Annotated in this window: 16 protein-coding genes; 12 read left to right on the top strand and 4 right to left on the bottom strand. The window is 74.4% G+C overall.

Annotated elements, in window-relative coordinates:
• The first annotated feature begins 4 nt into the window (after positions 1 to 4).
• From ACFEMC_RS02640 to allB, 3 genes are read left to right on the top strand one after another with little or no spacing between them, the layout of a single operon-like run.
• Positions 5 to 835: an FAD binding domain-containing protein gene (locus ACFEMC_RS02640; protein WP_380173336.1), complete on the top strand. Its 831-nt coding sequence runs from the start codon at positions 5 to 7 to the stop codon at positions 833 to 835.
• On the top strand, positions 832 to 3582 hold the full coding sequence (locus tag ACFEMC_RS02645; protein ID WP_380173339.1) for a molybdopterin-dependent oxidoreductase: 2751 nt from the start codon (positions 832 to 834) through the stop codon (positions 3580 to 3582). Before ACFEMC_RS02640 ends, ACFEMC_RS02645 begins: the two co-directional genes overlap by 4 nt.
• Entirely contained in the window at positions 3575 to 4918 is a 1344-nt protein-coding gene (gene allB, locus ACFEMC_RS02650) for an allantoinase AllB (protein WP_380173341.1), read from the top strand. Before ACFEMC_RS02645 ends, allB begins: the two co-directional genes overlap by 8 nt.
• Here the strand turns inward: allB and ACFEMC_RS02655 are convergent.
• On the bottom strand, positions 4884 to 6413 hold the full coding sequence (locus ACFEMC_RS02655; RefSeq protein ID WP_380173343.1) for a PucR family transcriptional regulator ligand-binding domain-containing protein: 1530 nt from the start codon (positions 6411 to 6413) through the stop codon (positions 4884 to 4886). The two genes, allB and ACFEMC_RS02655, sit on opposite strands and share 35 nt — an antisense overlap.
• Before the next feature lie 159 nt (positions 6414 to 6572).
• Here ACFEMC_RS02655 and ACFEMC_RS02660 point away from each other — a divergent pair, with 159 nt between their 5' ends.
• The 3 genes from ACFEMC_RS02660 to katG all read left to right on the top strand — a co-directional run bounded on the left by ACFEMC_RS02660 (position 6573) and on the right by katG (position 10766).
• A complete protein-coding gene (locus ACFEMC_RS02660) occupies positions 6573 to 7973 on the top strand; it encodes an aspartate aminotransferase family protein (RefSeq protein WP_380173346.1) in 1401 nt (466 codons plus the stop codon).
• 65 nt (positions 7974 to 8038) lie between these two features.
• A complete protein-coding gene (locus tag ACFEMC_RS02665; RefSeq protein ID WP_380173348.1) occupies positions 8039 to 8524 on the top strand; it encodes a Fur family transcriptional regulator in 486 nt (161 codons plus the stop codon).
• 1 nt (position 8525) lies between these two features.
• Positions 8526 to 10766, top strand: a complete 2241-nt coding sequence (katG, locus tag ACFEMC_RS02670) for a catalase/peroxidase HPI (protein ID WP_380173350.1) — start codon at positions 8526 to 8528, stop codon at positions 10764 to 10766.
• A 244-nt stretch (positions 10767 to 11010) separates the two neighbouring features.
• On the opposite strand, the gene ACFEMC_RS02675 is transcribed toward katG, so the two are convergent.
• Complete coding sequence (locus tag ACFEMC_RS02675) at positions 11011 to 12087, bottom strand: acetamidase/formamidase family protein (protein ID WP_380173353.1); 1077 nt, start codon at positions 12085 to 12087, stop codon at positions 11011 to 11013.
• Positions 12088 to 12247: 160 nt separating this feature from the next.
• Here ACFEMC_RS02675 and ACFEMC_RS02680 point away from each other — a divergent pair, with 160 nt between their 5' ends.
• From ACFEMC_RS02680 to ACFEMC_RS02690, 3 genes are read left to right on the top strand one after another with little or no spacing between them, the layout of a single operon-like run.
• Entirely contained in the window at positions 12248 to 13429 is a 1182-nt protein-coding gene (locus ACFEMC_RS02680) for a pyridoxal-phosphate-dependent aminotransferase family protein (RefSeq protein WP_380176560.1), read from the top strand.
• Positions 13429 to 14682 carry an allantoate amidohydrolase gene (locus ACFEMC_RS02685; protein WP_380173355.1) on the top strand — a complete coding sequence of 418 codons (1254 nt, stop codon included), beginning with the start codon at positions 13429 to 13431 and terminating at the stop codon, positions 14680 to 14682. The genes ACFEMC_RS02680 and ACFEMC_RS02685 overlap by 1 nt, the downstream gene beginning before the upstream one ends.
• A 7-nt stretch (positions 14683 to 14689) precedes the next feature.
• Positions 14690 to 15532 carry a MurR/RpiR family transcriptional regulator gene (locus ACFEMC_RS02690; protein WP_380173357.1) on the top strand — a complete coding sequence of 281 codons (843 nt, stop codon included), beginning with the start codon at positions 14690 to 14692 and terminating at the stop codon, positions 15530 to 15532.
• Between the two features lie 64 nt (positions 15533 to 15596).
• On the opposite strand, the gene ACFEMC_RS02695 is transcribed toward ACFEMC_RS02690, so the two are convergent.
• Complete coding sequence (locus tag ACFEMC_RS02695) at positions 15597 to 16457, bottom strand: alpha/beta hydrolase-fold protein (RefSeq protein WP_380173359.1); 861 nt, start codon at positions 16455 to 16457, stop codon at positions 15597 to 15599.
• Positions 16458 to 16484: 27 nt separating this feature from the next.
• A complete protein-coding gene (locus ACFEMC_RS02700) occupies positions 16485 to 18008 on the bottom strand; it encodes a diguanylate cyclase domain-containing protein (RefSeq protein ID WP_380173361.1) in 1524 nt (507 codons plus the stop codon).
• 85 nt (positions 18009 to 18093) lie between these two features.
• Here ACFEMC_RS02700 and purS point away from each other — a divergent pair, with 85 nt between their 5' ends.
• From purS to purL, 3 genes are read left to right on the top strand one after another with little or no spacing between them, the layout of a single operon-like run.
• Complete coding sequence (gene purS / locus ACFEMC_RS02705; RefSeq protein WP_380173363.1) at positions 18094 to 18366, top strand: phosphoribosylformylglycinamidine synthase subunit PurS; 273 nt, start codon at positions 18094 to 18096, stop codon at positions 18364 to 18366.
• Positions 18363 to 19040, top strand: a complete 678-nt coding sequence (purQ, locus tag ACFEMC_RS02710) for a phosphoribosylformylglycinamidine synthase subunit PurQ (protein WP_366173917.1) — start codon at positions 18363 to 18365, stop codon at positions 19038 to 19040. Before purS ends, purQ begins: the two co-directional genes overlap by 4 nt.
• Entirely contained in the window at positions 19037 to 21343 is a 2307-nt protein-coding gene (purL, locus tag ACFEMC_RS02715; protein ID WP_380173366.1) for a phosphoribosylformylglycinamidine synthase subunit PurL, read from the top strand. The genes purQ and purL overlap by 4 nt, the downstream gene beginning before the upstream one ends.
• Positions 21344 to 21368 lie beyond the last annotated feature (25 nt).

The raw sequence follows: 21368 nt of genomic DNA on the forward strand, positions 1-21368 counted from the left end.
GTCCGTGGACCTGAACACCGTGACGGAGTTCCTGCCCGTCACCGACGCCGTCGCCTTGCGCCACGCGCACGACGGGAACCCGGCGACGGCCGTCGTCGCCGGCGGGACGTGGTTGTTCTCCGTCCCGCAACCGCACCTGCGGACGCTCGTCGACCTGACGACGCTGGGCTGGGAACCCTCCACCGTCTCGACCGCGGGGATCGAGCTCGCCGCGACCTGCCCCGTGGGAGCGCTGGAGTCGGTGCCGTTCCCGGCCGACTGGCGGGCCCGCCCCCTCGTGCGGCAGTGCGTCCGCGCGCTGCTGGCGTCGTTCAAGGTGCGGTCCGTGGCGACGGTCGGCGGGAACGTGTGCGCCGCGCTGCCCGCGGGGGCCGTGACCTCGCTCGCCGTCGCCCTCGACGGGACCGCCGAGCTGTGGGCCGCCGACGGCGGGGTCCGCCGGCTGCCCGTCGAGGAGTTCGTCACGGGGGACCGGACGACCGCGCTGGCTCCCGGGGAGGTGCTCCGGTCGATCCACCTGCCGGCGACCGCGTTGCGGGGCACGACGGCGTTCCGCCGGGCTTCGATCGCGCGGCTCGGGCGGTCCGCGACGCTCGTCGTCGGGCGACGAGACCCCGACGGGGGTTTCGTGCTCGCCGTCACCGCGTCGACCCCGCGGCCGCACGTGCTGCGCTACCGCGAGGTGCCGGACGCCGGGCGGGTCGTCGCCGACGTCGAGGAGGTCGTGGCCGGTCGCTGGTTCGACGACGTCCACGGGGCGCCGGACTGGCGGCGTGCGACGACCCTGCGGTTCGCGGCCGACGTGGTCGAGGAACTGAGCGGGGGACCGTCGTGAAGATCACTGTCAACGGGAACCCCCGCGAGGTCGATCCCCGACCCGGGCAGTGCCTGCGCACCCTGCTGCGCGAGACCAGCCACGTCGAGGTCAAGAAGGGCTGCGACTCCGGCGACTGCGGCGCCTGCACGGTGCTCGTCGACGCGGCCCCCGTCCACTCCTGCCTGTACCCCGCGTTGCGGGCGGCCGGCCGGGAGGTGACGACCGTCGCCGGGCTCGGAACCCCCGAGCGGCTGGGCGAGGTCCAGCAGCGGTTCGTCGACGCCGCCGGGTTCCAGTGCGGCTTCTGCACTGCGGGGATGGTCGTCACGGCCTCCGCCCTCACCGCCGAGCAGCACGACGACCTCGGAGAGCACCTCAAGGGGAACCTCTGCCGGTGCACGGGGTACCGCGCCATCCGTGAGGCCGTCACGGGCACGACGGTGGACCCGGCCGTGGCGACGGGGTCCGTGGGGCGCACGGTCGCGGCTCCCGCGGCCGGCCGGATCGTCAGCGGCGCCGAACCGTTCACCCTCGACGCGCTGCCCCCCGGGACCCTGCACCTCGCGGTGCTGCGCAGCCCGCACGCGCACGCCCGGGTCCTCCGCATCGACACCGCTGCGGCGCAGGCGCTGCCGGGAGTGCGGCTCGTGCTCACCCCCGAGGACGCCCCCGCGGTCCTGTTCTCCACCGGCCGGCACGAGAACCGCCTCGACGACCCCGACGACACCCTCGTCCTGGACCCGGTGCTCCGCTTCCACGGTCAGCGGGTGGCCGCCGTGGTCGCCGACGACCTCGCGACCGCGCAGGAGGGGCTGCGCCGGCTCGTCGTGGACTACGAGGTGCTCCCGGCCGTCCTCGACCCCGAGAGCGCCCTGGAACGCGGTGCTCCCCTCGTCCACGGTGACAAGGACGCCGCGGTGTCCCGCATCGCCGATCCGCAGCGCAACCTCGTCGCGGAACTGCACGGCGGCGTCGGAGACGTCGAGGCCGCCCTGGCCACCGCCGACGTCACGGTGTCCGGCACGTGGCGCACCCAGCGCGTCTCGCACGTCGCCCTGGAGACCCACGCGGCCGTCGGCTGGCCCGACGAGGACGGCCGGCTCGTCGTCCGCAGCAGCACCCAGGTGCCGTTCCTCGTCCGCGACGAGCTCGCCCGCGTGCTCGGCCTCGGGCGCGACCGGGTCCGCGTCCTCACCGCCCGCGTCGGCGGGGGTTTCGGCGGCAAGCAGGAGATGCTCGTCGAGGACCTCGTCGGCCTCGCGGTCCTCCGCCTCGGCCGGCCCGTCGTCCACGAGACCACGCGCGAGGACACGTTGCGGCACCTGCCGACCCGGCACCCGTTCCGCGTCGGGGTGCGCCTGGGGGCCCGTCGCGACGGAACCCTCACCGCGCTCGCCGTGGACGTCCTGTCCGACGCGGGCGCCTACGGGAACCACTCCCCGGGGGTCATGTACCACTCCTGCCACGAGAGCCTGGCGACGTACCGGTGCGCGAACAAGCGCGTCGACGCCCGGGCCGTCTACACCCACACCGTCCCCTCCGGAGCCTTCCGCGGGTACGGCCTGGGGCAGGTGGTGTTCGCCCTGGAGTCGGCGCTCGACGACCTCGCCCGGGAACTCGGGATGGACCCGTTCGACCTGCGCCGCCGCAACGTCGTGGTCCCGGGGGACCCGTTCGTCGCGACCTCGCTGCCGGCCGACGGTTCCGAGGGCGACGACGGGTTGCGCTACGGCAGCTACGGTCTGGACCAGTGCCTCGACCTCGTCCAGGACGCCCTCGCCCGGGACGCGGGGGAGCCGGCGCCGGGCCCGCAGTGGCGGACGGGTGAGGGGATGGCGCTGGCGATGATCGCCACGACGCCCCCGCGTGGACACTTCGCCGACGTGCGCGTGACCCTGCGCGCCGACGGCGACTGGGACCTCGACGTGGGCACCGCCGAGTTCGGCAACGGCACCACGACCGTCCACCACCAGCTCGCGGTGACGGCGCTGGGCACGAGCGTGGACCGCGTGCACCTGCGGCAGAGCGACACCGACGCCGTCCGGCACGACACCGGTGCGTTCGGTTCCGCCGGGTCGGTCGTGGCGGGCAAGGCGCTGCACCTCGCCTGCCGGGACGTCGCCGGTCAGGTCCGCACCGTCGCGGCGCGGCTCCTCGGGGTCGAGACCGCGGAGGTGGAACTGCACCCGGGCGAGGCGGTCGCCGGGGACGTGCGGGTCCCGCTCTCGGCCGTTCACGCGGAGTCGTTGCGCCGCAGCGGCACCGTCCCGTCCGCCGAGGCGGGGGACGACGCCGCCGTCCGGTCGGTGGCGTTCACCGTCCAGGGTTTCCGCGTGGCCGTCGACACCGTGACCGGTCTCGTCCGCGTCCTGCGGTCGGTGCAGGCCGTCGACGCCGGCACGGTCCTGAACCCCGGCCAGTTGCGCGGTCAGGTGGAGGGCGGGGTCGCGCAGGCCATCGGTTCCGCCCTCTTCGAGGAGGTCCGCGTCGACCCCGACGGGTCCAGCCCGACGGCGTCCCTGCGCGAGTACTACGTGCCCCGCCTCGACGACGTCCCCGACACCGAGGTGCTGTTCGCGGACACGTACGACACGGTCGGCCCGCTCGGGGCGAAGTCGATGAGCGAGGCGCCGTACAACCCCGTCGCCGCGGCGCTGGCGAACGCGGTCCGGGACGCCGTCGGCGTACGGTTGCGCGCGTTGCCGATGTCGGCGGACCGGGTGTGGAGAGCAGTCCACGACGTGGGAGGAGCGATCGGTGGTTGACCTGGTGGTGCGCGCGGAACGCGCGGTCGTGGACGGGACGGAACGCGCGGTGTCGCTGGGGATCTCCGACGGCCGGATCGTCGGGGTCGAAGCCCGGGACCACGTCTGGGGCCAGCCCGCGCGGGAGGTCGTCCTGGGGACGGACGAGGTGCTGCTGCCCGGGCTCGTGGACCCGCACGTCCACGTCAACGAACCCGGCCGGACCGAGTGGGAGGGTTTCGCCTCCGCGACGCGGGCCGCCGCCGCCGGCGGGGTCACGACGATCGTCGACATGCCGCTCAACAGCATCCCCGCGACGGTGGACCCGGACGCTCTGGCGGTCAAGCGCGCTGCGGCGCAGGGTCAGTGCGTGGTCGACGTGGGGTTCTGGGGCGGTGCCGTCCCGGGGAACGCCGACCAGCTCGCCCCGCTGCACGACGCGGGGGTCTTCGGCGTCAAGTGCTTCCTGCTCGACTCCGGCGTCCCCGAGTTCCCGCCGCTGGACGCCGCGGGCCTGCGGGACGCGCTGGCCGAGCTCGCCCGCATCGACGGCCTGCTCCTCGTGCACGCCGAGGACGGGGAGGGGCTGACCCCGCACGACGGGGGTCCGTCGTTCGCGGAGTTCGTGGCCTCGCGACCCCCGTCCGCGGAGGCGTCCGCCGTCCGCACGGTCGCGGAGGCCGCCGCTCGCGCGGGGGCCCGGGTCCACGTCGTGCACCTGTCGTCCGCGGCCGGTCTGGCCGAGGTGCGGGCCGCGAAGGCCGTCGGCACCCGGATCACCGTCGAGACGTGCCCGCACTACCTCGCGCTCGCCGCGGACGAGGTCCCCGACGGCGACACGACGTTCAAGTGCTGCCCGCCGATCCGCGACCGCGCCGAGCAGGACGCCCTGTGGCGGGGGCTGCTCGACGGCACGGTCGACTGCGTCGTGTCGGACCACTCGCCGTGCACCGCCGAGCTCAAGCGCCTCGACGAGGGCGACTTCGGCGCGGCCTGGGGCGGGATCGCGTCCGTCCAGCTGGGGCTGCCCGTCGTCTGGACCGCCGCCCGCAGGCGCGGCGTCCCCCTGCCGACCGTCGTCGGGTGGATGGCGACGGCGACGGCGGACCTCGTCGGGCTCACCGACCGCGGCCGGCTCGCCACCGGGTGCGTCGCCGACTTCTCGGTGTTCGCGCCGGACGCCGAGTGGGTCGTCGACCCCGCCGCGCTGCAGCACCGCAACCCCGTCTCCCCGTACGCGGGCCGGACGCTCACCGGCCTCGTCCGCTCGACGTGGCGCCGTGGCGCGGAGGTCGACCCGCAGGTCCCGGCCGGGGAACTCCTCACGCGTCCCGAGGTGCGGGCCCCGGCAGGCTGAGGAGAGCCAGGTGCAGCCCGAGGCGCACCTCGGGGTCCTCCAGGTCGCGGCCCAGCCGTCGTGCCAGCCGGTCCACCCGGCCGTACGTCGCCGGGCGGGACAGGTGCAGCCGCTCCGCCAGCCGCGTCATGGACCCGTTGACCTGCAGGTGGTCCGTCAGCAGCGCGAGGTCGTCGGGGGTCTCGAACAGCGGCGCGAGCTGGGCCTCGGCGAAGGCGGTCAGCCGGGCGTCCCCGCGCAGGCGCCAGAGCAGACCGCGCACGCCCAGGTCGGCGGTGCGGTGGACCCGTCCCGGCGTCCGGTGCGGGGACGCGGCGGCCACCTCGGCGACGTGCCGGGCCTCGGCGAACCCCTCACGGGTGGCGTGCAGGTCGGCGACCGGTTCCGCGGTCCCGAGCGTGGCGCCCTCGGGCAGGGCCGTGGCCAGCCGGTCCAGGGCGGCGGTGACGACCCGGGGTGCGCCCACGAGGAGCACCCCGACCACCTCTCCCGTCCCTTCGGTCCGGCCGACCATCCCGGTCAGCCCCGCCGACCGCGTCCGCGCGAGCGCTGCGGAGACCGCCGGCCGTTCCGCGCCGACGACCGCGGCCGCCGCGAACCCCGTGCGGGGGCTCAACCCCAGCGCCCGCAGCCGTTGCCGCAGGGCCGGCTCGTCGTCCCGGCGCGCGCGCAGGAGGTCGCGGACGAGGTCGTCGTGGGCGCGTCGGGCCAGGTCCTCGTCGTCGGCGGGCCCGCCGGACAGCAGCCGCACGACGGTGAGCGCCTCGGCGGCCCGGTCGAGCACGAGCAGCGGGTCCGGCGCGGCGTGCGGGCCGGGGGCGACGAGCCGGCCCCAGCGCTGACCGGGCGCACCGGCCGGCACGACGACCCACCCCTGCGTCTCCGGCCCGCGCCGGGACCGCCGGGACCAGTCCACGAGCAGCTCGGCCGTCCCGACCGGCTGCGCCACGTGCGCCACGACGCGGTGCGCGAGGTCCTCGAGGACGACGGGGCCGCCGAGCAGCCCGGCGGCCCGGTCCAGCACCTCCTCCACCCGTGTCCCGACCAGGCCGAGGGAGGCGAACGTCGCGTGCACCCGCTCGGCGAACCGCAGCCGGTCGTACTGCTCGTGCAGCAACCGCCCGTGCACCTGTTCGGTCACCTCGACGAAGCGGACGACGCGGTGCAGCTCGACGAGGGGCAGCTGCGCGGCGCGCGCCGCCCGGACCAGGTCAGGAGGCACCCGCCCGAGGTGCTCGGTCAGCTCGACCACGACCGCGACCACGCCGGCCTCCACGAGCGAGGCGGTGTAGCCCTCGGCGTCGAAGTCCGCGTCGGCCCAACCCATCCCGGTGGTCAGCAGCAGCTCGCCACCGCCGAGCAGCCCGGCCACGTCGACCTGCTCGGTGACGTGCACCCACCGCACGGGGACGTCGAGCCGGTCCTGCCCCGTGCGGACCCGCGGACCACCGGCCGCGAGGACGGGCAGGGCGAGGACGTCGGCCACGGTCAGCACCCGCGGAGCCTACGACGGTCCGTCGGCTCCGGAGGCAGTCCGCCGACGTTCCGTCGCTGTCCTCAGCGGGTTCCCAGGACCAGGGTGGGAGGATCGGCCGGGCGCCCGTCCTGCCGGTGGGCGCCGCGAGGCGGACCGGGGAGTCGAGGAGGACCGGACATGACCGTGACCGAGCAGACCGTGGTGGGGACCGGGGCCTCCGACCTCACCGAGGCGGCCCGCGACCACCTGTGGATGCACTTCGCCCGCATGGGCGCATACCAGGACAAGCCGGCGCCCGTCATCGTCAAGGGCCGGGGCGCCCGCATCTGGGACGACCAGGGCCACGAGGTGCTCGACGGCCTCTCCGGGTTGTTCGTCGTCCAGGTCGGGCACGGGCGCGAGGAACTCGCCGAGGTCATGGCCAAGCAGGCCCGCGAGCTCGCGTTCTTCCCCGTCTGGGGGTACGCCACCGAACCCGCGCTCGAACTGGCGGACCGCATCGCGGGGTACGCCCCGGGCGACCTCAACCGCGTGTTCTTCACCACCGGCGGCGGCGAGGCCGTCGAGAGCGCCTGGAAGGTGGCCAAGCAGTTCTTCAAGCTGACGGGCAAGTCCCTGAAGCACAAGGTCATCTCGCGGGCGACCGCCTACCACGGCACCCCGCAGGGGGCGCTCGCGATCACCGGGCTGCCGGCCATGAAGCAGGCCTTCGAGCCGCTGACCCCCGGTGGGTTCCGGGTGCCGAACACCAACATCTACCGCGCCGAGCGGATGGGTGCGCCGACCGATCCCGTCGAGTTCGGGCGCTGGGCCGCCGACCGCATCGAGGAGGCCATCCTCTTCGAGGGCGCCGACACCGTCGCGGCCGTCGTGCTCGAACCCGTGCAGAACTCCGGCGGCTGCTTCACCCCGCCCCCCGGGTACTTCCAGCGGGTGCGGGAGATCTGCGACCGGCACGACGTGCTGCTCGTCTCCGACGAGGTCATCTGCGGCTTCGGCCGGCACGGGACGATGTTCGCGGCGGAGAAGTTCGGCTACCAGCCCGACATCATCACGTGCGCCAAGGGCATGAGCTCGGGCTACGGTCCCATCGGGGCGATGATCGCGACGGACCGCATCATGGAGCCGTTCCTGCAGGGCAAGAACTTCTTCCCGCACGGCTACACCTTCGCCGGCCACCCGGTCTCCGCGGCCGTGTCCCTGGCCAACCTCGACATCTTCGAGCGCGAGGGGCTGAACCAGAACGTCCTGGACAACGAGCAGGCGCTCGGGGCCACGATGCGCAAGCTGCTCGACCTCGACATCGTCGGCGACGTCCGCGGTGACGGGTACTTCTGGGCCGTCGAGCTCGTCAAGGACAAGGCGACGAAGGAGACCTTCGGGCCGGCCGAGCGCGAGACGCTCATCAAGCAGTTCCTGCCGGGGGCGCTGTTCCGCAACGGCCTGTACTGCCGTCCCGACGACCGCGGTGAACCGGTCATCCAGGTCGCGCCGCCCTTGACGTGCGGCCAGGCCGAGTTCGACGAGATCGAGCGGGTCCTGCGCACGACGCTGACCGAGGCGATGCGGCTCGTCTGACGCCCGGCACGAGGAGGACACCCCCTGGTCTTGACTCGTTCAAGTCCAGGGGTCAGGATGACGGTGTGCCATCGACCCAGGACCTCGAGCGGGTGCTGCGCGCCGCCGGTCTGCGGGTGACCCGGCCGCGCCTGGCCGTCCTCGACGCCGTGCACGCCCTGCCGCACGGCGACACGGAGGCGTTGATCGCCGCCGCGCGGTCCCGGGCGGACGGTGTGTCGCACCAGGCGGTCTACGACGTGCTGCGCGTCCTGACCGACCACGGTCTGGTGCGGCGCATCCAGCCGCAGGGTTCGGTGGCGCGCTACGAAGCGCGCGTCGACGACAACCACCACCACCTGGTGTGCCGCGTGTGCGGCTCCATCAGCGACGTCGACTGCGCCACCGGGCAGGCGCCGTGCCTGCACCCTCCCGTCGTCGACGGCTTCGACGTCGACGAGGCCGAGGTCATCTACTGGGGCCGGTGCCGGTCCTGCGCGACGGCCGCGGCGTCCTCCTCCGAGCCCTCAGACCCCTCCGAACCGGTCGTCCTCCAGCAGAGAGAAGCGTGACGTGACCGAACTCGACAACGCCCGAGACAAGACCCAGGACAAGGCGCAGACCGCGTCCACCACCGAGAGCGAGAACCCGGCGATCAAGTCGCCGACGCCCGCCACGGGTGGCCGCCCCCGCACCGTGCAGGACTGGTGGCCGAACCAGATCGACCTGTCGGTCCTGAACAAGCCGTCGCGGGACTCCGACCCGCTGGGCGAGGACTTCGACTACGCGGCCGAGTTCGCGACGCTCGACGTCGAGGCGCTCAAGCGCGACGTCGCCGAGGTCATGCACACCTCCCAGGACTGGTGGCCGGCGGACTGGGGCCACTACGGCCCGCTGTTCATCCGCATGTCCTGGCACGCCGCGGGCACCTACCGCATCGCCGACGGCCGCGGTGGCGGCGGCGAGGGCGGTCAGCGCTTCGCGCCGCTGAACAGCTGGCCCGACAACGCCAACCTCGACAAGGCCCGCCGCCTGCTGCTGCCGGTCAAGCAGAAGTACGGCCGCAAGATCTCCTGGGCCGACCTGCTCGTCCTGGCCGGCAACGTCGCGCACGACGACATGGGCCTGAAGACCTTCGGGTTCGCCTTCGGCCGCGCCGACAACTGGCAGCCGTCCGAGGTCTTCTGGGGTCCGGAGGACACCTGGCTCGGTGACGAGCGCTACGCCGAGGACAACCCCCTCGACCTCGACGAGGGCGACCTCGCCGCCGTCACGATGGGCCTCATCTACGTCAACCCCGAGGGCCCGAAGGGTCAGCCCGACCCGCTGGGTTCCGCCCACGACATCCGCGTGACGTTCGGCCGCATGGGCATGAACGACGAGGAGACCGTCGCGCTCGTCGCGGGTGGCCACACCTTCGGCAAGACCCACGGTGCGGGGAACCCCGAACTCGTCGGCCCGGAGCCCGAGGGCTGCCCCGTCCACGGCAACGGCCTCGGCTGGAAGAACCAGCACGGCACCGGCAAGGGTGCGGACACCACCACCAGTGGCCTCGAGGGCGCGTGGACCCCCACGCCGACGCAGTGGGACAACACCTACTTCGAGACGATGTTCGCCTACGAGTGGGAACTCACCACGAGCCCGGCCGGCGCCAAGCAGTGGAAGCCGAAGGACCCGGCGGCCGCCGACCTCGTGCCCGACGCGCACATCGAGGGCAAGCGCAACGCCCCGATGATGCTCACGAGCGACCTGGCCCTCATGGCGGACCCGGTCTACCACGAGATCTCCAAGCGGTTCTACGAGAACCCCGAGCACTTCGCCGACCAGTACGCCCGCGCCTGGTTCAAGCTGCTGCACCGCGACATGGGTCCGCGCAGCCGCTACCTGGGCCCGGACGTCCCGGCCGAGGAACTCATCTGGCAGGACCCGACGCCGGCCGTCGACCACGAGCTCGTGGGCGAGGCGCAGATCGCCGACCTCAAGCAGCGCCTCCTGTCCTCCGGGCTGAGCGTCTCCCAGCTCGTCCACACCGCCTGGTCGTCGGCGGCGTCGTTCCGCAGCACCGACAAGCGCGGCGGGGCCAACGGTGCCCGTCTGCGGCTGGAGCCGCAGCTCGGCTGGGCGGTCAACGAGGGCGTCCGCGACGTCCTGCCCGTCCTCGAGCGCGTCAAGGACGAGTTCGAGTCGGCGACGGGCGCGAAGGTCTCCCTCGCCGACCTCATCGTCCTCGGTGGGACCGCCGCGGTGGAGAAGGCGGCGCAGGACGCCGGCGTCTCGGTCACCGTGCCGTTCTCGCCCGGCCGCACCGACGCCTCCCAGGAGCAGACGGACGTCGAGAACTTCCGCTGGCTCGAGCCCCGCGCCGACGGGTTCCGCAACTGGGTGAAGCCCGGCAGCAAGCTGGCGCCGGAGACCCTGCTGCTGGACCGCGCCGCGATGCTCGACCTGACCGCGAAGGAGATGACCGTCCTCGTCGGCGGCCTGCGCGTGCTGGGTGCGAACACCGGTGGTGTGCAGCACGGTGTCTTCACCGACACCCCGGGCGTCCTCTCGCAGGACTTCTTCAAGAACCTGCTGGACCTGGGTGTGCAGTGGCGGACCGCCACCGAGGCCGAGGGCGTCTACGAGGGCCTGGACTCCGACGGCAACGTCACCCGCACGGCCACCGCCGTCGACCTGGTGTTCAACTCGAACTCCATCCTGCGCGGCATCGTCGAGGTCTACTCGGCCGACGACGCGAAGGAACTGTTCGTGCAGCACTTCGCCGCGGCGTGGCAGAAGGTCATGGAGCTCGACCGCTTCGACCTTCGCTGACCATCGCGCAGCACCAGGACGCCCCGGCCCGCACCGCGCGGACCGGGGCGTCCCGCGTTTCCCGCGCCGCACGTTCCGGGCGGCCCCCGGCGGTTGGGATCGTTGTCCAGCGCTGCGCGCTGGCTCCAGCAACCGGCTCGCGGGTTGAGCCGGGTGCGTCGACGAGCTCACGCGGCGTCGAGCCGAGCCGCCCCGCGAAGACGAGCTCGTAGCGTCAACGAGCTCCTGGGTCGAGCCGGATGCGTCAACGATCCCGAGGGGCGGGGGCGGGGGCGGGGCGCTCGGTGAGGTCGGCGAGATCGGCCTTGCGGATGAGCCCGTGGACTCCGCTGACACGGTCGACGACCTGGGAGACGGCGAAGTCGCCGGCCGCGGACAGGTACGCGAGGGCGTGGGCCGGGTCCATCCCGAGGTCGACGAGGAGCGCGACGGCCGTGCGCACGGCGCGGCGCGCGGCCTCGTCGAGGTCGACGTCGAGGCCGATGGGGACGAGGAACTCCGGGGTCTCGCCCCACAGCACGTCGCGGACGCGCACCGCGGCCTCGGGCACGAGGTCGAGCCGCAGCCGCGCGCGCAGCGGGGCCTCGAACGCCGTGAGCGCGACCTCGCCGTCGCCCTGGGCGTAGTGCGGGTCGCCGGTGTGGAACAGGGCGCCCTCCACCTGGACCGGCAGGTGCAGCGTCGACCCCGCGCCGAGGACGGAGACGTCGAGGTTCCCGCCGTGCATCCCCGGGGGAACCGAGTGGAGGTGCTCCGGACCGTGCGTGCCGACACCGACGAGGCCGAGGAACGGACGGAGCGGGAACCGGACGCGGGCCGCCGACCCCTCGGCGACGGGCATGGCGCCGCAGCGCGTCCCCGTTCGCGGGTCCGTCTCGACGCGGGCGAGGACCGAGACGACGTCCTGCCCGTCGCGCGGGAACTCCCCGGGCAGGGCGCCGCGCCCGTGGCGGTTGCTCACGACGCCGTGGTCGGCGCGCAGGACGAGCTCCTCGACGGTCACCGACAGCACGTCCCCGGGGCGGGCGCCGCGCACGTGGACCGGACCGGTGACGACGTGGGGGCCCTGCCGCAGCGGGTCGTGCTCGACCGTGCGCGCGATCTCCACCGCGTCGGCCAGGACGGCGTCCGCGGGCACGCCGCGCGCGGTGAAGAACGCCAGCGGGTCCCGGCCCTGGTCCTCGAGGATCCCCTCGTGGCTGACGGTGTCCACCACGACGACGTCGCCGGGGTCGACCGTCAGGACGGAGGGGTCGCCCGCGCAGGGCAGGTCGCCCCAGCGGACGGTGCGCGGCGTCGAGGGGAGCAGGTGGACGGTCAAGCGGGCCTCCCGGGGCTCTGGCGCGGTGGAACGATCGTTGCATAGACTCGACCTCGTGGAACAGGCGGCTCGTGAGGTGGAGGTCCCGGTGACGACGGTGGACGAGGCGCTGCTGCGGACGGCCGTGGGAGCTCCCGTGGCCCCGCCGCCGCGCCTGCTCATGGGGCCCGGCCCGATCACGGTCGACCCGCGGGTCCTGCGGGCCATGTCCGCGCAGCTCGTCGGCCAGTACGACCCGGCGATGACGGCCTACATGAACGAGACCCAGGCGCTCTACCGCGAGGTGTTCCGCACCCGCAACGAGGCGACGGTCCTGGTCGACGGCACCAGCCGTGCCGGCATCGAGGCGGCCCTCGTCTCCCTCGTCCACCCCGGCGACCGGGTCCTCGTCCCCGTGTTCGGCCGCTTCGGCCACCTGCTGCGCGAGATCGCGGAGCGGTGCGGCGCCGAGGTCCACGTCCGCGAGGTCCCCTGGGGCGAGGTGTTCACGCTCGAGGCGATCGAGCAGGCCGTCCGCGAGGTCCGGCCGCACCTCGTCGCGATGGTGCAGGGCGACACCTCCACGACCATGAACCAGCCGCTCGAAGGGGTGGGGGAGGTGTGCCACCGGCACGGTGCCCTGCTCTACGTCGACTGCACGGCCTCGCTGGGCGGCAACGCCTTCGAGATGGACGCGTGGGAGGTCGACGCGACGACGGCGGGGCTGCAGAAGTGCCTGGGGGGCCCCTCCGGCAGCGCTCCGCTGTCGTTGTCACCGCGGGCCGTGGCCGTCGTCGACGGCCGCCGCAGCGTCGAGGCCGGTCTGCGCTCCGACGACGAGGACGCGGCGCCCGCGCCCGTGCGCATCCGCTCGAACTACTTCGACCTCGGGATGGTCCTGGACTACTGGGGCGAGAAGCGGCTGAACCACCACACCGAGGCCACGACGATGCTCTACGGCGCGCGCGAGTGCGCCCGGCTCCTGCTCGAGGAGGGGATCGGGAACTCGATCGCCCGACACCGGTTGCACGGGGAGGCCGTCCTCGCCGGCGTCCAGGCCCTGGGCCTGGAGGTGTTCGGCGACGTCGTGCACAAGATGCACAACGTCGTGGCCGTCGAGATCCCGGCCGGGGTCGACGGTGACGCCGTCCGCGCCGAACTGCTGCACGACTACGGCATCGAGATCGGCACCAGCTTCGGGCCCCTCGCCGGCCGCGTCTGGCGCATCGGGTCGATGGGTTACAACGCCCGCAAGGACGCCGTCCTCGTGACGCTCGCCGCCCTGGAACAGGTGCTGCGCCGGCACGGCGCGCGGGTCGGTGCCGGCGCGGGGTGCGCTGCGGCGCAGGAGGTCTACGCCTGATGGGTGCCCAGGTGCCCACGACCGACGCCCAGCGCGTCCTCGACCGCTGCGACGACCTGGCGGCGGTGTCCGCCACGCCGGACGGCGTCGAGCGGGTGCACCTCTCGCCCGAGCACGCGCGGGTCAACGCGGTCGTCGCGGGGTGGATGGCCGAACTCGGTCTGGACACCCGGGTCGACCAGGCCGGGAACCTCTGGGGGCGGGTCGAGGGGCAGGAACCGGGGCTACCGGCGCTCGTCCTCGGCTCCCACCTCGACACCGTGCCCGACGCCGGCCGCTACGACGGGATCCTCGGGGTCCTCAGCGCCCTCGAGGTCGTGCGCCGGCTCGCGCCACGTGCCGCGGAACTGCCGTTCGCCCTCGAGGCCGTGGCGTTCTCCGACGAGGAGGGCACGCGGTTCTCCACGGCGCTCATGGGGAGTTCGGCCGTCGCCGGGGCGTGGCGCGAGGAGTGGTGGGACCGCACCGACGCGGCCGGGACGACCGTCCGGCAGGCCGCGGAGGCGTTCGGCCTGGACCCGGCCCGGATCGGCGAGGCCGCCCGCCGGCCGGAGGAACTCCTCGGCTACCTCGAACTCCACATCGAGCAGGGGCCGCACCTGGAGGCCGCCGACCGCGCGCTCGGCGTCGTCACCTCCATCGCGGGCGCCCGCCGGTTCACCGGCCGCGTCGTGGGCGAGGCCCGGCACGCGGGTGGAACCCCCTACCCGCGGCGCCGGGACGCGCTCGTCGGTGCGTCGGAGGTCGTGCTCGCCGTCGAACGCCTGGCCAAGGAGCGCGACGGCATCGCCACGGTCGGCCGGTTGCAGGCCTTCCCCGGCGGCGTCAACGTCGTGCCCGGGCTCGTCGAGTTCTCCCTCGACGTGCGCGACGAGCACGACGCCGACCGGGACGTCCTCGTCGAGGAGATCCGCGCGGTCGCTGAGCGAGCCTGCGCTGCACGGGGTCTGACGCTCGAGCTGACCGAGGTGCACTCCGCGCCGGGTGTCTACTGCGACGAGGCGCTGCAGCGGTCGGTGGCGGCCGGCATCGCGGTGACGGGGGACGCCGAACCCCTGCGCCTGTGGTCGCGGGCGGGCCACGACGCGATGGCGGTCGCCGCCGTGACCCCGGTGGCGATGGTGTTCGTGCGCTGCGAGGACGGTGTCAGCCACGCCCCGGACGAACGGGTGACGCTCGCCGACGTCGCGGTGGGGCTCGACGCGTTCGAGGCCGCCGTCCTCGACGTGGCGCGGACGCACGGGAACGGGTGAGCGGGCCGTGGACGAGGACGGGATCCGCGAGCGCATCGAACGGTCCTGGAGCGAGCTCAGCCCGGTCGAGCGCCAGATCGCGCAGCTGCTGCTCGAACGGGACGATGACGACCTCGCGGCGTGGACGACGACGGAACTCGCCGGTGCGGCCGGTGCCTCCAAGGCCTCGGTGAGCCGGTTCGTCCGCCGGCTCGGGTTCGGGTCCTTCGCGCAGGCCCGGACGGCGGCGCGGTCGGCGCGGGCACGGGGGGTCCCGACGGGCGGGTTGCCGCCGAGCGCGGCGGGGCCGGCGGCCCTGCACGTCGAGCACGACACGGCGAACCTCGCCCGCACGGCCGAGGCCCTGGCGCGCGTGGACCTCACCGCGTGCGCGCGGCTCGTCGCCCGGGCCCGCCGCGTCCTCGTGGTGGGGTGGCGCAACAGCTTCCCGGTGGCCCTGCACCTGCGCGAGCAGCTCCTGCAGGCCCGGCCCGACGTCGTGCTCGCCCCGCAGCCGGGGCAGACGGTGGCGGAGGAGTTCGCGGACCTGGGCCCTCGGGACGCGGTCGTGGTCGTCGCCTTCCGCCGCCGCACCCAGCACGCGGCGGCGGCCCTGCGGCTGGCGCACGCGCAGGGGGTGCCGTCGGTCCTGTTCACCGATCCCGCCGCCGGGCCTCCGGCGGCGCCGGTGGCGCACCGGTTCGCGGTCCCGGTCGACGGGCCCGGCGCCTTCGACAGCTACGCCGCCGCGATGACGGCGGCCGCCGTCCTGGCCGAGGGCGTGCTGGCGGCCCGGGGGGCCGCGGGCCGGGACCGCGTCGCCGCCGTCAGCTGCGCCCTGGAGGACCTGGACGAGCTCGAGGTCCGGTGACCTCCGGGGTTCAGGCCGTGAGCGCGGTGCCGGCCAGGCGCAGCCAGTCCGGCACCAGGCTGCGTTAGTACCCGGTGGTGTGGGCGCCGTCGCCGATCCCGCCCGCGGGGGTGGGGCTGCAGGCGTCCCGGTAGCGCTCCGTCTGCTCCCGGAACGGGTCGTCCCGCCCGCACGACACCGACAGCGCGACGCCGCCGGTCCCCGGCTCGCGCACGAGGTCGCTGTAGCGGTGCCAGTCGTCGGGGCCGTCGAAGGACCCGGCCGACGTGGCCCCGGCCGAGGCGAAGAGGGCGGGGCTGCCGGCGGCCGCGGCCACGAGCGTCCCACCCGGGGTGAACCGCCCCGCCGTGGCCTCGCGGGCCAGCAGCAGCGCTCCGTACCCGCCCATCGACCAGCCCGCCACGGCCCACCGCGTGAGGTCGAAGCCCGCCTCGGTCAGGCGCGGCCACAGCTCGCCGGTGAGCATGGCGAGCGGGTCGTCCCCGTCGGCCCGGGGGTGCCAGTACGTCGAGCCGCCGTCGACGCTCACCACGGCCAGCGGTGGCCCGCCGGCGGCGACGTGGGCGGCCAGGAACTCGTGCATCCCCAGCTGGGTGAAGGCGGCGTGCGCGTCGACGGCACGGCCGTGCAGGACCAGGAGGACTGGCAGGCCCCGCGCCGGGCGTCCGGGCGGGCCGGCCCACCCCCACGTGACGTCCCGCCCGCGGGCGGCGGAGGCGAAGGTCGCGTAGACGGGGCCGGTCCCCCCGGCGGAGGGGACGGTCGCGTCGACCTGTCCGAGGCCGAGCCGGCGACGCGCCGAGGACACCGGGCGGGAGGACTCCAGGGAGGAGCGCAACGGCTCGTCGAGGGCGAGGACCCCGGCGCCCCCGAGGGCGACGGCGCCCACCCCGGCGAGGACGGCACGACGGCGTGGACTGGACACCCGTCCAGGCTGCCCTCGCCGGTCGCCTCAGACGCCCAGGACGCTGCGACCTCCACCAGCTCTCTTCGCGACGTACATGGCCGCGTCGGCGCGCGACAGCAGCGTGTCGGCGTCGTCGCCCGGCTCGGAGGCCGTGACTCCGACGCTCGCGCTGATGGTCGCCGGTCCGGCGCTCAGCAGGAACGGCGCGCGCAGGGCGGTGACGACGGCCTCGGCCGTGTCGTCGACCGCGCCGGGGAACAGGTCGGGCAGCACGACCGCGAACTCGTCGCCGCCGAGCCGGGCGACGAACCCGTCGGGGCCCGCAGCGTCCAGCAGGCGTCGGGCGCTCTCGGTGAGCAGCTCGTCGCCGGCGGCGTGCCCGAGGGTGTCGTTGACGGCCTTGAACCCGTCGAGGTCGACGAACAGCACGGCGACGGCGGCACCGTCGGTGCCGTCCTCGACGGTCTCCTCCAGGCGCGTCGTGAACGCCCGGCGGTTGGCCAGCCCGGTGAGGGGGTCGACGAGGGCGAGCCGTTCGGTCTCGGCGGCCAGCCGCACGCGCAGCAGCGCGGCCGCGGCGAGGGACCCGAGGGAGGCCAGGGCGACCTCGTCGAACTGCTCGGCGTACCGGCTGGTCGGCCGGGCCGCGACGAGCCAGCGGCGGGGGTCGTCGCCGAGCTCGCAGCCGACCTCGTGCTCGACCGGCGGCCGGGACCGCACCTCGAGCCGTCCCCCGGAGACGAGGGCAGTCCCGTGCGCCTCGACGGCCCGCAGCAGCTCCTCGACGCTGGTGACGGCGTGGATGCGCACGGCCGCCTCGAACAGGGCGCGCTGCTGCCGTCGGCTCTCGTGGGCCCGCCGCCAGGCCCAGGCCGCGACGACGACGGCCATGCTCGGCAGCAGGGTGAGGGCCGCGACCCAGCCCGGCATGTCGTGCCGCACGGCCCCCGCGAGGAACCCCAGCGCGGCGACGAGGAGGAAGAGCCCGCCGCCGACGAGGGCGCCGGGTTCGGCCAGCTCGGCCAGCACCGCGCGGCGGCGCTCGACGGCGATCGAGACCGCGGACAGGACGGTGTCGGTGGCGAAGTAGGTCGTGGCCCCGGCCAGCACCGCCAGGAGCATCCGGGGGTCGACCGGCCGGGCGGGCGCCAGGGCGCCGACGACGAGGACGGCCAGCAGGCTCGACACCATCGAGGACCCGGCGTTGAAGACGCGGCTCTGCCACGGCCGCCGGTCGACGAAGTAGGCCGGCACCGCGGTGAGCGCCCACGCCGCCAGCGCGACCGGCGGCGGGAGGACGACGAGCAGGTAGAAGAGGACGACGGGGGCGAAGGGCACGTGGATGCCGGAGGCGCCGCCGGTGACCATGAGCGGGAAGCGCGTCAGGACCCAGCCCAGCGGCAGGGTGACGGCGAGCGCCGCGGCCAGCCGCGGGTCGGCTCCGGCGGCCCACCAGGCGTGCAGGGCCCCGACGAGGACGCCCAGGCCGAGCACGAAGATCCCGCTGTCCAGCAGCACCGAGGCACTGGGACGGCGGGGTCCCCGCGGCGGGGTCGAGGCGGTCTCCACGTCCTCACCTCGGCACGGACGGGCCCGACCTTGAGCGGCGGTAGCCTGGGGGTCGCCGATCCCCCTCCCCGAAGGAGCGCCGCGCATGGGCCGCGTCGTCATCGACGTCATGCCGAAACCCGAGATCCTCGACCCGCAGGGGAAGGCCGTCGTCGGCGCCCTCCCGCGGCTGGGGTTCGACCTCTTCACCAGCGTCCGCCAGGGCAAGCGCTTCGAGCTCGAGGTCGCGGGGGACGTCACCCCCGAGGTCCTCGAGCAGGCGCGCAAGGCCGCCGAGACCCTGCTGTCCAACCCGGTGATCGAGGACGTCGTCAGCGTCCGCGAGGCCACCGAGGACACCGCGGGGGCGCAGGCGTGAAGGTCGGCGTCGTCACCTTCCCCGGCTCCCTCGACGACGGCGACGCCCGTCGCGCCGTGACCCTGGCCGGCGGCGAGGCCGTCGCGCTGTGGCACGCCGACGCCGACCTGCGCGGTGTCGACGCGGTGGTCCTGCCCGGGGGCTTCTCCTACGGCGACTACCTGCGCTGCGGGGCCATCGCCCGGTTCGCCCCCGTGATGACCGAGGTCGTGCGCGCCGCCGAGGGCGGGATGCCCGTCCTGGGCATCTGCAACGGCTTCCAGGTGCTGTGCGAGTCGCACCTGCTGCCGGGGGCGCTCGTCCGCAACGACCACCAGAAGTTCGTCTGCAAGGACCAGCGCCTGCGGGTCGAGCAGACCGGCACGGCGTGGACGTCGTCCTTCACCGCGGGCCAGGAGATCACCGTCCCGCTGAAGAACGGTGAGGGCGGGTTCGTCGCCGACACCGCGACGCTGGACCGCCTCGAGGGGGAGGGCCGCGTGGTCTTCCGCTACCTCGACGGCAACCCCAACGGGTCCCTGCGCGACATCGCCGGCATCAGCAACGACCGCGGCAACGTGGTCGGGCTCATGCCGCACCCCGAGCACGCCGTCGAGGAGCTGTTCGGTCCCGGGCTGGACGGGCTGGGCCTGTTCACCTCCGTGCTGAGCGCCGGTCTGGAGGCGATCGCGTGAGCACCGCCCTGGACACCGTCACCCGGGCCGCGCAGACGCCGGACCACCCGCAGCCCTGGAAGGAACTCGGGCTCAAGGCCGACGAGTACGAGCGGATCCGCGAGATCCTCGACCGCCGCCCGACGGGTGCGGAACTGGCCATGTACTCGGTCATGTGGAGCGAGCACTGCTCCTACAAGAGCTCCAAGGTCCACCTGCGCACCTTCGGCGACCACGTCACCGAGGCCATGCGGGAACACCTGATGGTCGGCATCGGCGAGAACGCCGGCGTCGTCGACATCGGCCAGGGCTGGGCCGTGACCTTCAAGGTGGAGTCGCACAACCACCCCAGCTACATCGAGCCGTACCAGGGTGCGGCCACGGGCGTCGGCGGGATCATCCGCGACATCATGGCGATGGGTGCGCGGCCGATCGCGGTCATGGACTCGTTGCGGTTCGGGGCGATCGACCACCCCGACACCGCCCGCGTCGTGCCGGGGGTCGTCTCCGGTGTCGGCGGCTACGGCAACTGCATCGGCCTGCCGAACATCGGTGGCGAGGTCGTGTTCGACCCGACGTACCAGGGCAACCCGCTCGTCAACGCGCTGTGCATCGGCGCGATGAAGCACGAGGACCTGCACCTGGCGAACGCCCGCGGTGTGGGCAACCTCGTCGTGCTGTTCGGCGCCCGCACGGGCGGCGACGGCATCGGCGGTGTCTCGGTGCTGGCCAGCGAGACGTTCGACGCGACCGGTCCGTCCAAGCGGCCGGCCGTCCAGGTGGGGGACCCGTTCCAGGAGAAGGTGCTCATCGAGTGCTGCCTGGACCTGTTCCACGCCGGCCTGGTCGAGGGGATCCAGGACCTCGGCGGTGCCGGGTTGTCCTGCGCCACGAGCGAACTGGCCTCGGCCGGTGACGGCGGGATGCTGGTCCACCTCGACCGCGTCCCGCTGCGCGACCCCTCGCTCTCGCCCGAGGAGATCCTCATGAGCGAGTCGCAGGAACGCATGATGGCCGTCGTCACCCCGGCGAACATCGACGCGTTCCTCGCGGTGACCGCGAAGTGGGACGTCGAGGCCGCGGTGCTCGGTGAGGTCACCGACGGCGAGCACCTCGTCGTGCAGTGGCACGGCGAGACCGTCGTCGACGTCCCGCCGCGCACGGTCGCGCACGACGGCCCGGTGTACGAGCGGCCCTACGCGCGCCCGGAGTCGCAGGACGCGCTGCAGGCCGACACCCCCGACCGCCTGCCGCGGCCGGCCACGGACGAGGAACTGCGCGCCACCCTGCTGCGCATGGTGGGGTCGCCGAACCTGTCCTCGCGCGCCTGGGTCACCGACCAGTACGACCGCTACGTCATGGGCGGGACGGCGCTCGCGACCCCCGACGACGCGGGCGTCGTGCGCGTCGACGAGGAGACCAACCTCGGGGTCGCGCTGTCTCTGGACGGCAACGGCCGGTTCGCCCGGCTCGACCCGCGCACGGGGGCGGCGCTGTCGCTGGCCGAGGCGTACCGGAACGTCGCCGCGGCCGGGGCGGAACCCCTGGCCGTCACCGACTGCCTGAACTTCGGTTCGCCCGAGGACTCCGGGGTCATGTGGCAGTTCGCCGAGGCCGTGCAGGGCCTGGCGCTGGCCTGCGAGGAACTCGGGGTCCCCGTCACGGGCGGGAACGTCTCGCTGTACAACCAGACCGGCGACGACGGGTTGAACTCCGCGGTGCTGCCGACGCCCGTCATCGGTGTGCTGGGCGTCCTCGACGACGTCCGGCGCCGCACCCCGTCGGGGTGGCGGGAGGCGGGGCAGAGCGTGTTCCTGCTCGGGACCACCCGCGACGAGCTGGGCGGTTCGGAGTGGGCGTGGGCCGAGCACGGCCACCTCGGGGGCCTGCCCCCGGCGCTGGACCTGCAGCACGAGAAGCTGCTGGCCGACGTCCTCGTGCAGTGCTCGCGCGACGGCCTCGTCGACGCCGCGCACGACCTGTCGGACGGCGGACTGGCGCAGGCGCTCGTGGAGTCCGTGCTGCGCTACGGCGTCGGCGTGCGGGTCGGACTGGACGAACTCCTGGACCGGGACGGCATCGACGTGTTCACCGCTCTGTTCTCCGAGTCGGCGGGGCGGGCGATCGTGTCCGTGCCGCGTGAGGAGGAGGTGCGGTTCACCGACATGTGCACCGCCCGGGGGCTGGCGCACCTGCGCATCGGCGTCACCGACGCCGGGGACGACAGGCAGGAGCCGGCGCTGGACGTCCAGGGCCGGTTCTCCGTGTCCGTCGCGGAGCTGCGGGACGCGCACACGGCGACGCTGCCTCGCCACTTCGGCTGACGTCAGCCGGCGACCCGCGCGGAGG

The sequence above is a fragment of the Kineococcus sp. DHX-1 genome (assembly GCF_042473625.1).
Taxonomy (GTDB): domain Bacteria; phylum Actinomycetota; class Actinomycetes; order Actinomycetales; family Kineococcaceae; genus Kineococcus.